14 protein-coding genes and 1 pseudogene are annotated in these 13,708 nt (G+C 54.0%); 3 read left to right on the top strand and 12 right to left on the bottom strand.

The annotated features are described in order from the left end of the window. The first annotated feature begins 132 nt into the window (after positions 1 to 132). The 3 genes from trxA to P0G09_RS07535 all read left to right on the top strand — a co-directional run bounded on the left by trxA (position 133) and on the right by P0G09_RS07535 (position 2,478). On the top strand, positions 133 to 456 hold the full coding sequence (gene trxA / locus P0G09_RS07545) for a thioredoxin (protein ID WP_156069474.1): 324 nt from the start codon (positions 133 to 135) through the stop codon (positions 454 to 456). Between the two features lie 14 nt (positions 457 to 470). Then, entirely contained in the window at positions 471 to 1,400 is a 930-nt protein-coding gene (gene trxB, locus P0G09_RS07540) for a thioredoxin-disulfide reductase (RefSeq protein WP_275252344.1), read from the top strand. Positions 1,401 to 1,965: 565 nt separating this feature from the next. Further along, entirely contained in the window at positions 1,966 to 2,478 is a 513-nt protein-coding gene (locus P0G09_RS07535; protein ID WP_044959909.1) for a ferritin, read from the top strand. Positions 2,479 to 2,655: 177 nt separating this feature from the next. Here the strand turns inward: P0G09_RS07535 and P0G09_RS07530 are convergent, their stop codons facing one another. The 12 genes and pseudogenes from P0G09_RS07530 to mobQ all read right to left on the bottom strand — a co-directional run bounded on the left by P0G09_RS07530 (position 2,656) and on the right by mobQ (position 13,633). Then, entirely contained in the window at positions 2,656 to 3,993 is a 1,338-nt protein-coding gene (locus P0G09_RS07530; protein WP_275252343.1) for an FMN-binding protein, read from the bottom strand. Between the two features lie 236 nt (positions 3,994 to 4,229). Continuing rightward, positions 4,230 to 4,433, bottom strand: a pseudogene (locus P0G09_RS07525) (PfkB family carbohydrate kinase); the annotation flags it as partial. Between the two features lie 212 nt (positions 4,434 to 4,645). Beyond that, positions 4,646 to 5,164 carry a hypothetical protein gene (locus tag P0G09_RS07520; protein ID WP_117950579.1) on the bottom strand — a complete coding sequence of 173 codons (519 nt, stop codon included), beginning with the start codon at positions 5,162 to 5,164 and terminating at the stop codon, positions 4,646 to 4,648. A 126-nt stretch (positions 5,165 to 5,290) separates the two neighbouring features. Then, on the bottom strand, positions 5,291 to 5,629 hold the full coding sequence (locus tag P0G09_RS07515) for a helix-turn-helix transcriptional regulator (protein WP_055186009.1): 339 nt from the start codon (positions 5,627 to 5,629) through the stop codon (positions 5,291 to 5,293). Between the two features lie 158 nt (positions 5,630 to 5,787). Continuing rightward, the gene (locus P0G09_RS07510) at positions 5,788 to 7,173 is read right to left on the bottom strand and encodes a relaxase/mobilization nuclease domain-containing protein (protein ID WP_275252375.1); all 1,386 of its coding nucleotides are present in this window, start codon (positions 7,171 to 7,173) and stop codon (positions 5,788 to 5,790) included. Positions 7,174 to 7,218: 45 nt separating this feature from the next. Further along, complete coding sequence (locus tag P0G09_RS07505; RefSeq protein ID WP_275252342.1) at positions 7,219 to 7,476, bottom strand: hypothetical protein; 258 nt, start codon at positions 7,474 to 7,476, stop codon at positions 7,219 to 7,221. Beyond that, complete coding sequence (locus P0G09_RS07500; protein WP_275252341.1) at positions 7,469 to 7,759, bottom strand: hypothetical protein; 291 nt, start codon at positions 7,757 to 7,759, stop codon at positions 7,469 to 7,471. The genes P0G09_RS07505 and P0G09_RS07500 overlap by 8 nt, the downstream gene beginning before the upstream one ends. A gap of 107 nt (positions 7,760 to 7,866) precedes the next feature. Next, complete coding sequence (locus P0G09_RS07495; protein WP_275252340.1) at positions 7,867 to 8,199, bottom strand: mobilization protein; 333 nt, start codon at positions 8,197 to 8,199, stop codon at positions 7,867 to 7,869. Continuing rightward, positions 8,196 to 9,809 carry a helicase C-terminal domain-containing protein gene (locus tag P0G09_RS07490; protein ID WP_275252339.1) on the bottom strand — a complete coding sequence of 538 codons (1,614 nt, stop codon included), beginning with the start codon at positions 9,807 to 9,809 and terminating at the stop codon, positions 8,196 to 8,198. The genes P0G09_RS07495 and P0G09_RS07490 overlap by 4 nt, the downstream gene beginning before the upstream one ends. A 79-nt stretch (positions 9,810 to 9,888) precedes the next feature. Further along, positions 9,889 to 10,161, bottom strand: a complete 273-nt coding sequence (locus P0G09_RS07485) for a hypothetical protein (protein ID WP_275252338.1) — start codon at positions 10,159 to 10,161, stop codon at positions 9,889 to 9,891. Positions 10,162 to 10,183: 22 nt separating this feature from the next. After that, positions 10,184 to 12,049 (bottom strand): AAA family ATPase, encoded by a 1,866-nt coding sequence (locus P0G09_RS07480; RefSeq protein ID WP_275252337.1) that lies wholly within the window; start codon positions 12,047 to 12,049, stop codon positions 10,184 to 10,186. Between the two features lie 12 nt (positions 12,050 to 12,061). After that, entirely contained in the window at positions 12,062 to 13,633 is a 1,572-nt protein-coding gene (gene mobQ / locus P0G09_RS07475) for a MobQ family relaxase (protein ID WP_342760524.1), read from the bottom strand. Between the last annotated feature and the right edge of the window lie 75 nt (positions 13,634 to 13,708).

Genomic DNA, 13,708 nt, shown 5'->3' with positions numbered 1-13,708 from the left:
AGATGATGGTCTTACTCATCTGCTTTATGTCCCAAGGGCAGAGTACCGTCATCTCAGGTTGAGGTCACGATGTGGTGTGGGGCGAGACCGGAGTCTTGAGAATACCCAAACAAAGGAAAGGAGCTGACAGATATGGCAGCTATGAACATGAATCAGGAGCAGTTTGAGCAGGCGATCCGGGAGAAAAAGCCCGTTTTGGTGGATTTCTGGGCACCCTGGTGCAGCTACTGCCGGAAGATCGGCCCCGCGTATGAGAAGATCGGAGAGGAATACGCGGACAGCCTCGCCGTCGGCAAGATTAACATTGACGAGGAGCCGCGGCTGGCGGGGGCCGAGGGGATCGAGGACATCCCAACTCTGGTGCTGTACCGGAACGGAAAGGCCGTGGATTCCATCATCGCGCCCGGCTCAAAGGCAGAAATCGACCGTTTCATTCAGGAAGCCTTGGCGAAATAACGGAGGGTTCAGATATGAACAACAATCATGTTTATGATATGCTCGTGGTGGGCGGCGGACCGGGCGGTTACACCGCCGCCCTGTACGCGGCACGGGCGGGGCTGGACACCATCGTGCTGGAAAAACTGTCCGCCGGTGGGCAGATGGCCCTGACCGAGCAGATCGACAACTATCCCGGCTTTGAGGACGGGATCGACGGCTTCTCTCTGGCGGAGAAGATGCAAAAGCAGGCGGAGCGCTTCGGGGCACGCAGCGAATACGTAGAAGTCCTCCGCATGGATCTGACGGCGGTTCCCAAGCTCGTGGAGACCAGCGAGGGGATTTTCCTGGGGAAAACCGTGGTGCTGGCCACCGGTGCGAACCCCAGAACGCTGGGCGTGGCCAGAGAGTCGGAACTGGTGGGCCGAGGCGTGGCTTACTGCGCCGCCTGCGATGGGATGTTTTACAAGGGCAAAACGGTGGTCGTGGTGGGCGGCGGCAATTCCGCCGCGGCAGATGCCCTCCTTCTCAGCCGCGTGGCGAAAAAAGTGATCCTCGTCCACCGCAGAGACACCCTGCGGGCCACCAAGATCTATCACGAGCCGCTGACACAGGCCGAAAACGTGGAATTCCGTTGGAACAGTGTCGTTTCCGCGCTGCTTTCCGGGGACAGGCTGACCGGCGTCCGCCTGCGGGACACCGTCACCGGTGAGGAAAGCGTGGTGGACTGCGACGGCGTATTTGTCAGCGTGGGCCGACAGCCCGCCACAGCGCTGGCGGTGGGTCAACTGGAGCTGGACGGCGGCGGCTATATCGTGGCCGGAGAGACCACGGAAACCAGCATTCCCGGCGTTTACGCCGTGGGCGACGTGCGGACGAAGCCCCTCCGTCAGGTGGTCACCGCCGTGGCGGACGGCGCGGTGGCAGTTCACATGGCGGAGAAATATATCGCGGAAAACCGATAAGGGAGGTGGATTCAAAAAGCCATGTTTAAGGTCAGGCCGGATACGACCGCAGTGGGGATGCCGACATATCTGCAAGGCAAACTGCCAAAGTGATGGCAGATAAGATAACCCATGTAAGATCGGGAGATATGTTGTCTCTCCATATCCAGTCCACGCAACAGTGAGCAACTGAACGCAAAACACAGCCACAGATGTACTCTGCGGCTGTGTTTTTATGCGTAGTATTACCGCGTGACAAGCGGTTTTACTGTGACGGCGTCACATAATTTGAGAAAATCGGCTTCGAGGCAGCTTTTGGAGCACAAGCCCTTTGTGGTTGTTGACAGAGAAAAAAATATAGGTATAATAAAAGCAAAATAATAAGATTCATTCTTGCATTTGGAGAGTTGGCGGTATGCCAAAATACGCAGAGGAGATATTGGCCGCCGCAACGGAGCTGCAGCAGCATCCCAAGGCGGAGCAGGTGTTCCTGGAGATGAAAAGGGAGCATCCCAGCATCGCTCTGGGTACGGTATATCTGCCCCCATTCCGGGAGCAGGAAAAGACAATCTTATGGAGGAGAAGTATCATGAACACTAACGTATCTCTTCTGCTCAACGAGCAGATCAATAAGGAGTTCTACTCCGCCTATCTGTATCTGGACTTTGCCAACTACTACGCCGCCGTCGGACTGGACGGCTTTGAGAACTGGTACCGGGTACAGGCGCAGGAGGAACGGGATCACGCCATGCTGTTTTATCAGTATTTGCAGAATAACGGCGAGGACGTCACCTTTGAGGCTGTCGCAAAGCCGGAGTGGGAACGAGGCGACCACATGGCCCCGCTGAAAAAAGCACTGGAACACGAGATGCTGATCACCGCCAGCATCAATGCCATCTACGCCGCCGCATACGAGGTCAGGGACTTCCGCACCATGCAGATGCTGGACTGGTTCATCAAGGAACAGGGCGAGGAGGAGAAGAACGCCGCTGACCTCATTACCAAGATGGATCTGTTCGGCGGTGACAGCAAGGGACTGTATATGCTAAACAGCGAGCTGAAGGCACGGGTCTACACCGCGCCCTCGCTGGTGCTGTAAGCCCCGCGTGTCTGCGGGCTTTCGCATCAGGCAAAAGGCAGACTACATACAGGTGGCCTGCCTTTTCTTCCACCAGACGATTAGATTATGCTAACTGCGTATAATAAATAAGCAGCGCCCGCCGGGAGGTCTCCCGGCGGGCGCTGCTGTGTTCAGAGGAACGTTATTTTTCTTGCCTTACTTTGCGGCATCCACCAGCACACCAACGTAGCCGGCAGTATCCACCAGCGTGGCACCGGAAACGGCGTCCACAGCCTTTTCATCTTTGCTCAGAGCCTCGGCGTCGGCAATGCTCATGCCGTTCACGTGGTTCTGGATGGCGTCGTAGTTGGCATCCAGCGAAACGGTGGAACCAGCCTTTTCGGCCATCATCTTGCTGTAGTAATCGGCGTTGACCCGCTTGGACATCAGCACCTTGCCCTCGGCGTAGCCTGCGCCGAAGTCAGAATCGGAGTTGGGCACACCGACGACCCCGGCGTCCGAACCGGCAAACTGGAACTCGTCAATGTAGCTCAGCACGATGGTGTCCCCGGCGGTGGCGACAGCGCCGGAGGTGAAGCACTTGGTGCCGTGTGCGGCCCCATAGACCACATTCAGCTTCAGGTCCTCGGAGCTGCCGTTGAACTCCACGGCCTGCGTGGTCTGGGCGTTTTTGGCGGCATCCACGATGGCAGAGAGATAACCGGCGGTATCCACCAGCGTTGCGCCGGAGACGGCGTCCACAGCCTCGGCACCCTTGGCGGCTACATCCTCCAGCTCGGAGATGGTCTTGCCGACGGCAAAGTTCTGGATGGCGTCGAAGTTTGCATCCAGAGCGACCGTGGAGCCGCCCTTTTCAGCCATCATCTTGCTGTAATAATCGGCGTTGGCCCGCTTGGACATCAGCACCTTGCCCTCGGCGTAGCCTGCGGCAAAGTCGGAGTCGGAGTTGGGCACGGCGGTCACGCCTGCATCGGTGCTGGTGAACTGAAAATCGTCGAGGTAGGCGGCGAGGATGACGTCATCCTTCACCACAGCCACCGCTTCGGTGAAGCACTTGGTGCCGTGGGCGGCAGTATAGGCCTGACCGATCTGGATGCCGCCTTCCACCGGGACGATGGCGGCGGGTTCAGCGGGGGCTGCGGCAGCAGAGTCGGCGGGGGCTTCTTCGGCCAGCTCCACACCCAGTGCGGCGGCAACGGCCTTCCGGACGGCCTTGGTGGTCACCGTGGCACCGGCAACGCCGTCGATGGCGGGGCCGTTGGCGGCCACGACCTGCTTGGACAGCTCTTCCAGTGCAGCGCCGCCGATGCTCTCGGTCTCCTGTGCGCCTTCCAGCTTGCAGTCGGTAACGGTGCCGTTGGCATCCACGGTCAGGGTGGCGGTGACAGCACCGCCAAAGCCTTCGGCAGAGCCGGTCTTAGTCACACCAGCGGCGGTGGAGCTGCTGCCGCCGCCGCAGGCGGCCAGAGAGACGCCAACAACGAGGCTCATGGCCACGGCAGCGCTCAGTTTGCGGATGATCTCCTGTTTCATGGGTCTTTCCTCCAGAGAAAAATTGGTTTGTGTTCGGTCTCCAGAAAAGGTCATATCTTTTCAAGGATGTTTACAAAAGATAACATATTTTGCGAGGCACTGTCAAGAGATTTTAGCACATGCTTCGTGAAGAATGACAAATTGGTGTCAATTTGTGACGCTGACGGTATAAAGAAGCCGGAAACCAACGTACAGCGGTCGGTTCCCGGCAGACGGAAGCGCTGAAGCGAAACACAACGCTTGATGTCGTAGTTCATGTTCATCAGGTTGCGGATGGAGCTTACATCGTCGGTGATGTTGGCATCGCTGTGGATGGTGTGCTTGATGGCGCTGCTGGCCACGGCAAAGTTGATCATATCCATGGCCTTGTAGTCGTGCAGCATGGCGTAGATGAGGCCGCTGGCGAAGGCATCACCGCTGCCCACGCGGTCGAGGATATTACGAGCGTTCAGCTCAAGCAATGCTTCGTTCTCTCAGCACATCTTCATTGTAGCTTAAGTTTGGGCATCTGTATAGCTCACTGTACCAGCAAGCAGTGCAGACGTATATACATCTGCCTATTTTGCGTTGCAAAATGCTTGTTGGGGAGTGCCCCAAACCCCTTTGCTCTGCATTGTTTCAATGCAGGCTGCGCATCCCTGCGGGACGCTTTTTACCCGGTGATGTGCTCCGGGTCATTGAGGACTTGCATCAGATGGGATGCCGCTTCATCTAAATATTCGTATTTATCTTTTTCTGGAATAGCCGATTTCATAAGCGGAACATCCCACTCCTGCATACATTCAGCAAGCTGCTGTTGTGCGTGCTGTGCAGCCGCCTTTCGCACCTCTGGGGTGACATCCGAATCCAGAACGTAAGCAACCGTAAACTTGCCGCTGCAATCTTCAGTAAGCTGCACCATCGAATCGTGTTCTTCCCAGAAGTAACAGAACCAGACGCGGCCACCGATACCCTCCATGCCGGAGCGCAGTTCTTCCTCATCGCTCCACTGCGGAACGGCAGCAAGAATGTCCTGCAAGTCGGTGTAGGCTTGCTGCTCTGCCGGGGTCACTTTTTTGCAGCGGTATTCGTGTTCAATGTTCCGCTGCCAGTACAGAGCCAGCTTGCCTTGCTTGGCACGGTCGATTCCATCGTTGATGTCGGAAAGGATACTATATCGCGGTTCTCGCATCTTGTTCACCTCGAAATCAATTCTTTGGGAATGAATACATTCTATAAGAAATATTATAGCCTAAAGAATTGCAAAAGAAAAGCGCACCAGCCAAAATTAAGCTGGTGCGCCAGAGTTGCCGCAGGATTATTCTTCTTTGGTGAGGTAAGGCAGATTTGTAATATAGGTGTCCAGAAGGTCAAGTGCCACTTTCTTCTGCATAGGGGTCAGTCCTTCAAGCCGCTTGCTGATTTCATCATCGGTCACATGAGATGCACTTGGAACCAGATCGCACAAAAGTTCGTCTGCTGAAATATTCAGGGCATTCAAGATTTTGACAATGGTTGCAAGCCCCGGTTCCTTTAGTCCGCGCTCCACCATCCCGATATAGTTGGCAGAAAGGTCTGCTTTTTCTGCTACTTGCTCCAACGTCAAATGATGTTTCAAACGCTGTTCCCGTAATCGCTGTCCAAATAATTCTTTCATAGAGCAACCTCATCCTATCGAGTTGTTTACACTCTTTAGAATACCTGTTGCCGTTCCTCGTATACACAATCGAAAGAAACAGTGCATCACCATAGGGATTATAAGACAAAAAAAGACTGCCGGGAACCGACACGATCGTCAGCTCCGGCAGTCCAGCATTAACGCACCTGTTCTGTTTCGTGCATCTGCTTTTCTTCTGCAAAGAACCGTTCCACATTTTTCTGTGCGCGAACCAGTTCCTGCATTTCTTCTTTGGCTTTGCGATACTCCGGGTACGCTATTTTCTTTTGGGAGAGCAGTTCGGAATATTCTACGTTCAAATCTTTTACCTTGGGCAACTTTTTTAAGTCCGCTTCGTCAAAGGCGGCTTTCGCAGCCTTGTGCAGTTCGATCTCTTCCCGGTGTGCTTCCAGAAACTTTTTGCTGTATCCGGCCTTGCGATAGGCGGCGTACGCATCGCGGGTCTTTGCGTAATTGACTATGTGCGCCCGCAGGACAGCGATTTCCCCCATGCGCTTCTCTGCCGCTTTGATGGAATCGCCCAGCGTGTGATACCGTTCTGTTGCCGCCGCTGCACGTTCCCGCAGTTCATCCGCACTGTCAATTTTCTTTTCCTGCAAGTAGAGCAGTGTCTTGGACATTTCTTTCAGGTTAAACTTTGTTGCCCATTTTTTATATCCACTGGTTCTGCCCTCGGCCATTTTCGTGGGAATATCCACCAGCAGGCCAAACTTCTTTTCGGGCAAGGGCTGTTTGGGGTGCGGCTGGTGTTCAGCCTTGCCATCCAACACCGTTTTGATTTCTTCCTCGGTGTATCCGGCTCCCAATGTGCGAAATCGGATAAATCGCCGCTGCCCTTTGCCTTTCACCGAGGGATGCTTGCCACGCTTCACCTCATAGCCCTGCTGTTCCAGCGCATCCAGAAATGCAGCAAAATCCTTGAGCTTATCGTGCAACAAAATGTTGTCGATCACAGTGCAGAGCTTGTCACGGTTGCTTTCTTTGGGCGGGTATAGGATGCGTTTCTGCCGCTCCCGATAGGGCTTTTTCTGAATAACGGAAAGCTGGTGTTCCAAGCAAATCAGGTCGCTCAGCCGTTGCACAGCAAGCGCGGAAAAGTAAAAATCCCGAAATTTCCGTGTACCATCTAACGCAGTGGAATTATAAATAATATGATTGTGGATATGCGCACGGTCAGTATGGGTGGCGACGATAAAGGCGTGTTTTCCTTTCAAAAATCGCTCGGCAAATTCATAGCCAATCTTGTTAGCTTCTTCGGGTGTCACTTCTCCCGGCCTGAAAGACTGCCGTACCTGATAGGCAATCACATCGCTTTTTTGCCTGCGCCCGGTGGTCTGTTCATAAAGTCGCTTTGTCAGCATAAATTCTTCGTCTACTGTCAATGGACTGCACTGATAGCTGCTGACAAGTTCACCCTGCTCGGTTTTGTCTGGGTTTTGGATATAGCTGGTGTGGTTATTCAGACAGGCGGCAATGGACTTCCCCTTATTTTTGCGCATGGCAATCAACCGTGTTGCAGCCAGTTCCATCACCTCCTACAAAAAAAATGCCGCACAACGGCGGCACTCTTACTTGAAAAGTTTTTCATAATCGGCAGCTCCGGCGAGGTACATGGTTTCTAACCGGAAACTCTCTAATTCATTACCAACAGCATCCAAATCAAGATAGCGTTTCCACGCTTCTTCGCTTATAAGCGAGCGCAAAGCGTCTTGAGAAGCAATCTTCTTCTGAAGCAGTTCATGATATTGTTTATTATCCGCAAGCTGTTCATACACAATGTCTTTCGGATTATTTCGATAATAGTCGGTTATTACGTCTTTATTCATTTGAACCTCCTAGTCCGGCCAGCCAGCCGCTGAACCTCTCGGCAGCATCTACAACAGCGGTTCCGGCAAAGACCAGAACAAAGCATCCGAACTCAGCCACCAGCAGGATCAGAAACTGCATCCACTCGCCCCGGAACAGCGTAAAAAGCCCGCAGCCGAAAATATAGAGCATCGGCAGCGCAAGAATAAAAGCCGATAAGCTGAGCGTCCATTTCAGCATCAGAGTCACAAAAGCCGCAAACAGGTAGATAGGGAAAAGCATAATTCTAAATACGATCCTCATCAGTAGCACCACCTTTCTATTTCTGGCTTTAATATACAGGAGCATGGGCACCGTGTCAATGATGCAGCCTCATTATGTAGCCCCACAGCCGAAGCCGTGGGGAAAAGTCAGAGATCAGCCAGCCGGGAAAGAATCTGCTTGCCAATGTCGATTAGCTCGTCCAACCGGGTGCGCAAATCCTCTACGTCAGCAGCGTAAACCTGACCGCACTCGTTGGCGCGTTTGGCATATTGGTTCAAGTTCGTACTGCACATTTGCAAGAGGTATGCCATGCGGCGCAATTCCTGCAAATCAAGATGCAGGCAATAGCCATCCAGAGCCATTTTACGGATATATGCGCTTAGACTACGGATGCCCATGCCCAACATCTTTTCATAAATGCGGTTTTTTTCTGATTTTGTGATGCGCAGGATAAGAATTTCATCTCGTTTTTCCCTCATCGTGCATCACCATCCTTGTCCAGAAAACTTTTGAACGGCTTAACGGTTTCTGTCTTGTCCGCCTTTTCTTCCAGTGCTGCCAGCACCGAGGGGCGGCGAGGTTCGTCCTCCTGTTCTTCCTCATCCTGTTCCGGCTCGTGACCTTTTTCATCCATATCCAACTGTGCGTTCAGCTCCGCAAGCCGAGCCGACTTTTCAGCCAGTTCTTCTTCCTGTGGGAACGGCTTTTCCACTTCGATTTGCGCCGCTTCTTGCTGTTGTTTCAGGGTAGCCAGTTCGTTTTCGGCAGAAGTGATTCGTTCCGGGAAATTGTTCAGCGAATTATCCAGCCGGATGATGCAGCCAAGAGGGTCTTTGCCCAGTGCTACCGAGTATTTCCGCTGGCCTTTCAAAAGAGCCTGATACTCGCTGTGATAGGTGTCGAAGCGCAGGGACAGTTCAAAGCCGCGATAACTGCCGATCACTTTTTCCTCACTATTGGGAAGTTCGGAGCAAGCGAGGAGAAGTCGTTCGCCAGCAGTCTTTTTCTCATCATAGGTCACGCCCTTGATGGTAATGCCACAGAAGCCCTCTTTCTCCTGCGGATGGGCGGCGGCAAGTTCGGCATCCGCTTTCACCCCGGCAATATAGGCATTCGTTTTCTGAATGTCAGCCGGGAATTTTGTGAGCAGCTTATCTTCCAGACGGAACTTCTGGCTTTGGTGGTCGGCTTTCAGCACTTTCAGTTTCGCCACCTGCACATCCAAATCCATCTTTTCCTTGATGAGCGGATTTCCAGCACACAATGCCTTGATCTCTGCATAAGACAAAGCCTGTTCGTCCACATCATCGCAAGAGCGTACCGGGGATTTTGAAGTCATGATTTGGCTGATGAATCGCTGTTTATTCTCCAAAGTTTGGAACAAGTAGCTGTCAAAAGTTCCCTCTGTGACGTAGTTGAACACCTTGACTTCCTTATTCATATTGCCCTGCCGGATAATGCGTCCGTTGCGCTGGGTCATGTCGCTGGGCTTCCAGCCGACATCCAAGTGATGCACCGCCGCAAGCCGCTGCTGGACGTTCGTTCCGGCTCCCATTTTTGCGGTGCTGCCGAGCAGAATCCGCACATCGCCGGAGCGCACTTTGGAGAACAATGCGGCCTTTTTTGCTTCGGTGTCGGCATTGTGGATGAACTCAACTTCACTTTCCGGCACCCCGGCGGCGACCAATTTCTTGCGAATATCATCGTAGACATTAAAGTTGCCATCGTTCTTTGGTGTTGAGAGGTCGCAGAACAGAAGCTGCGTCAGCTTTTGCTCCTTGCCATCCGCCCAGATTTGCAGCACGTTCCGAACACAGGTGTTCAGCTTGCTGTTGGGGTCGTCCGGCAGGATGGGGTTCATCAGGCGAACATCCAGACCGATCTTTCGGCCATCGTTGGTGACGCACAGCATATTGTCCTCGGACGCATCCACCGTGCCGGAGTGGATTTTCGCAGCGCGTCTGCTCAGCTCCTGCACCATTTCTTTCTGAATCTCGGACGGTTTCGCTACCACGGTTTCAAACTTTGCATCCGGCACCGGCAGATGAAGCTGATCGCTGGTTTTAATGTCGGCAACCTCTTTGAACATCGACATCAGTTCCGGGAGGTTGAAAAACTTCGCAAATCGAGTGCGCGCACGATAGCCCGTACCCTCGGGATGGACTTCGTCAAGAGGTTTTCGGTAATTTTTCTAAATTCATCAGGTTGTCTGCAAGGAAGTCCCTTGTGACCTCATGTCTGCACATATCCTTGAACATCTTTTCAATCGGCTTTTTGGCGGTTTCGGACTGCTTCACGCACACAATAAAGGTGGTTTTGCCAATCTGCACCGAATAACTCGAATTCTGATTCTCCATTCGATTTCTCCTTTTATCGTCATTTTCTGAATTTGGCTGGCAGACTGGCAACTGTGGGTGTACCATGATTTTCTTGCCAGCCAAAATTTTCTGCCAGTCAAATGGTTTATTCCATCCAAAAGACCTTTTTGCGGCCTTCCACGATCTTGCTTTTCAGGGCATCGCCCAGTTCACGCTTGGCATCCCGGACGGTTCTGCCGGGGATGCCCCTTTCCAGCGCCGCCTTGTCGATGTCCTCGCTGAGCACCTGCTTTCCTTCGGCAAGCAGGGCGCAGATCAGGTCTTTAGCTTGCTGGGTCTTGGTTTCCCGCTGCGGCTCGATGCCGGACAGCATTTCGTCTGCGGTAATGTCGTACTCGCCGACCCAGCGAAAACCGCCCTCGTCCCCCAAAGAGAATGCCAACGACACGCCCGGCGGAGCAAGGGAACTTTTCTCATGGGTCAGGATGCGCATGGTCGGGTCGTGCTTCAGCTTGCCGATGAACATGACACTGCGCACGGCAGCCGCAATGTCAATGGAGCCGAGACCTCGCTGCAGGCTCTGCATTCCAGCGGCTTTGTTCAGATGCCCAATCAGCAAAATAGCGCAGCCTGTTCGCTGCGCTACCTGTCCCAGCCGCATGAAGATGGGGCGCACCTCGTTCGCCCGGTTCATGTCCACGTCGGCACCGAGATACGCCTGAATCGGGTCGATGATGACCAGTCGGGCGTTGTTCTCGACAATGGCTTTTTCAATTCGTTCATCGGAGAGCGTCAGCTGCACATCGCTGTCATCAATGACCAGCACCCGGTCAAGGTCTGCTCCGGCTTCGATCAGGCGGGGCTTGACCGTATCGCCCAGACCGTCCTCGGCAGTCTGGTAGATCACGTTGAAAGGTTCCACGCGCTCCATGTTGGGCAGCAGCTTTCCATTGGTGCAGGCAGCGGCAAGGTGCATGGCAAAATAAGTCTTGCCCTCGCCCGGATTGCCTTGCAGCACACTGAGTTTTCCAAAGGGAAGATATGGCTTCCAAAGCCACTCCACCGGGGTCAGCTCCACGTCGCTCATGCGGATGATCTTCACCGTTTCCGGTTTTGACGGCTCTTTCAGCACAATGCTTTTGAAATAATTGCGGTTCGGGATCTCTGCCCGGTGCACCAGAACATCGTTCCAGTCCTTCATGCAGGGCTGGATGCGGGTCACGCTCACCGTGTCCGGCAGCAGCGCCGTCAGCCGCTTGCAGGCATCCTCTCCAGCCTTGTCGGCATCCAGACAGAGGAACACCCGCTCCACGTCCGGGCGTTCAGAAAGAAACTGCCGCAGTGCCTTGCCCGACACCCCGCCCAGCGACAGATAATTGTGCTGCTGCCAGTTTTTCGGGAACAGTTCGATGAAGGACAGCAGGTCGATGGGCGCTTCAAAGACCAGCAACTGTTTGTCGGTGCCACGATGAACAAAGCCAAACGCCTTTTCTGCGCCGGCTGCATCCTGCCGGAACTTCTCATTGATCCCACGGCTGCTTGCGTAGCGGGGATGCCCGTCTGCATCCCGCCCCACAAAGACCACGTTGTGGTGGGAGGAATCCTCGTAAATATCTCCGGCGGCGATGAAGAAGTTCACCAGTGATGGACTGAGTTTCCGCTCCTGCGTCAGGTAATTCAAGATGTTGGCATTGGTGACGTTTCGCAGCGGCAAACGAAACGCCGGAGAGGGGGCGGGGCCAGCCTCCGGCTGGGCTTCGCCCGGCTCTCCGGTCAGCATCTGCACCGCTTCGGGGAAGGACTTGCCGTAAAACTCCATCACGAAATCCACCGGCAAGCCGCCCTTGCTCTGGCTGTGCCGGAACCATTTGTTTCCGCAAACGGTCAGGCTGTCGTGGGCTTTCCAGCGGTATTCTTTTCCGCTGCGCACCAGCGTTTCGCCCTGTGCCCGGAGAAACTTTTCCAGATCCACCGCATTGGCTTTGTCGATCTGGGCTTGGGTGTAGGTCATGTTGCTCCCTCCTTAAAGCTCCTGTGTGTGATTCTTCTGCTCAGCTTTCTTCTGGAATTGCGCTGCCTTGGCTTCTTCCAGCTTTTTCAGCACCGATTCCTTCTCCGGGGTCTTGCCGCCCGGTGCAGAAAGCTGCTGCTTATTCAGCACCATGTCAATATACTTGCGGATATTTTTCAGGGCAGAGACATCCGGCTGCAAGGTTTCCAGTTGGGTGCGCAGCTCTGCGCTGCTCGATTGCAGCGCAGAAAATTCGGCATCCAATGCCGAAAAATCCACCGCTGTGCTGCCGTTCAGCTTCATCAGGGTGCGGACAGCTTTATTAAAGGTGTCCAGCTCCTCTTTGTGCTGGGCGGCATAAGCGTCCTTGGTCAGCTTGAAGCTCTTCTTTATAAAGGTATCGTGGATGGGCTTCAGCTTGGCATGGACGGCGGCAACATCTTTTATCTGGGCGATTGCCCGCATACGGTTTTCGTTCTGCTTCAACTGCTTGCGGAGAGGGGCGGCGGTCTGGTTTAAGCTGTCAATGGCTTCGTTCAAATTCTCAACAGTGTTCAGGGATTGGGCTTTCAGATAGTCCACAGCCCGTTTGACTTCCTCAAAGTCCCGGACAGTGCATTTCAGCTTTGCCTTGCCAGACCAATTGCTCCGCTGCTCGCTGCGAAGGTTGAAGTAATCCACCAGCAAGTCGGACAACGTGGGTTCTTTCGCCTTTTCCAGAGCGTCCAGAAGAAGCTGCTTCTTTTCGTTCAGGTCTGCGATCCAGCGTTGCAGCCCACGAATTGCACTGCGGATGGACTGCATCAGGCTGTTGGCTGCACGAATGTCCCGGTTCAGGTTGCCGAGAACGGTTTCTACTCCACGTTTTTCCATCTGGTGTGCGGCGGGGCCAAGATGCACGGTCGGTATCTGCTGGATGCCCTGCCGTTCAAAGGAGCGCAGGTCAACACGTTCCGGCCTTCCAGCAGCTTCCAGATAGCGGTTGGTGATGGTCTCCCAGCTGTGCCGCCAGACCTCGGCATACTTCTGGTCGTTCCAGTCCACGGTGTTTTCCTTGTGGCACTTCCAGTTCCCGGAAGGGAGCTGGATGCGCTCACCGTTCTCGTCAAGGTCGTACACCTTTCTGGCTTTCGGGAGCCACTTGCCGTGTTCATCCATTGCCCGGAGCGTCAGTAGAATGTGGGCGTGTGGGTTTCCATCTCCCTTGTCGTGGATGGCAAAATCGGCAATCATGCCCTTGGAAACAAACTGCTCCTGACAGAATTCCTTTATCATGGACAGATACCGCTCTTTCGGGACTTCCACCGGAAACGCCAGCACGATGCGCCGGGCAAGCTGGGAGTTCCACTGGTTCTCCACGGCTTCCACGGCGTTCCAGAGCGTTGCTCGGTCTGCAAATCCGGGCGGCGCATGAGATGGCAGCATGATTTCGGCGTGGACAAGCTCTTTCTTCTTGTTGTAGAATTTCGTTTTCTGGTCGTATTCGCTGAACAGCCGTTCGCTGCTTTGGTAAGCTGCCCCGGCAACAGCGGACTGCCCTTGGCTGCGCTTGACGATGGTAATTTTGAAATGCGGACACGGAATAGGCATCACCCCCAAACAAAAAGACCGCCCAGCAAGATTGCTCTTGATGAACGGTCTGGAATCGTATTCGGTTTT

It is taken from the genome of Faecalibacterium sp. DFI.5.82, from assembly GCF_029076575.1.
Lineage (GTDB): Bacteria > Bacillota > Clostridia > Oscillospirales > Ruminococcaceae > Faecalibacterium > Faecalibacterium duncaniae.
The sequence above is the reverse complement of the archived record's forward strand: the minus strand, read 5'-3'. Positions and strand labels throughout refer to the sequence as shown.

Excerpts from the sequence above, each read along its gene's own strand:
- trxA (WP_156069474.1), top strand. The coding sequence starts at position 133 with ATGGCAGCTATGAACATGAATCAGGAGCAGTTTGAGCAGGCGATCCGG.
- trxB (WP_275252344.1), top strand. The coding sequence starts at position 471 with ATGAACAACAATCATGTTTATGATATGCTCGTGGTGGGCGGCGGACCG.
- P0G09_RS07530 (WP_275252343.1), bottom strand. The coding sequence starts at position 3,993 with ATGAAACAGGAGATCATCCGCAAACTGAGCGCTGCCGTGGCCATGAGC.
- P0G09_RS07520 (WP_117950579.1), bottom strand. The coding sequence starts at position 5,164 with ATGCGAGAACCGCGATATAGTATCCTTTCCGACATCAACGATGGAATC.
- P0G09_RS07515 (WP_055186009.1), bottom strand. The coding sequence starts at position 5,629 with ATGAAAGAATTATTTGGACAGCGATTACGGGAACAGCGTTTGAAACAT.
- P0G09_RS07505 (WP_275252342.1), bottom strand. The coding sequence starts at position 7,476 with ATGAATAAAGACGTAATAACCGACTATTATCGAAATAATCCGAAAGAC.
- P0G09_RS07500 (WP_275252341.1), bottom strand. The coding sequence starts at position 7,759 with ATGAGGATCGTATTTAGAATTATGCTTTTCCCTATCTACCTGTTTGCG.
- P0G09_RS07495 (WP_275252340.1), bottom strand. The coding sequence starts at position 8,199 with ATGAGGGAAAAACGAGATGAAATTCTTATCCTGCGCATCACAAAATCA.
- P0G09_RS07490 (WP_275252339.1), bottom strand. The coding sequence starts at position 9,809 with ATGTTCAAAGAGGTTGCCGACATTAAAACCAGCGATCAGCTTCATCTG.
- P0G09_RS07480 (WP_275252337.1), bottom strand. The coding sequence starts at position 12,049 with ATGACCTACACCCAAGCCCAGATCGACAAAGCCAATGCGGTGGATCTG.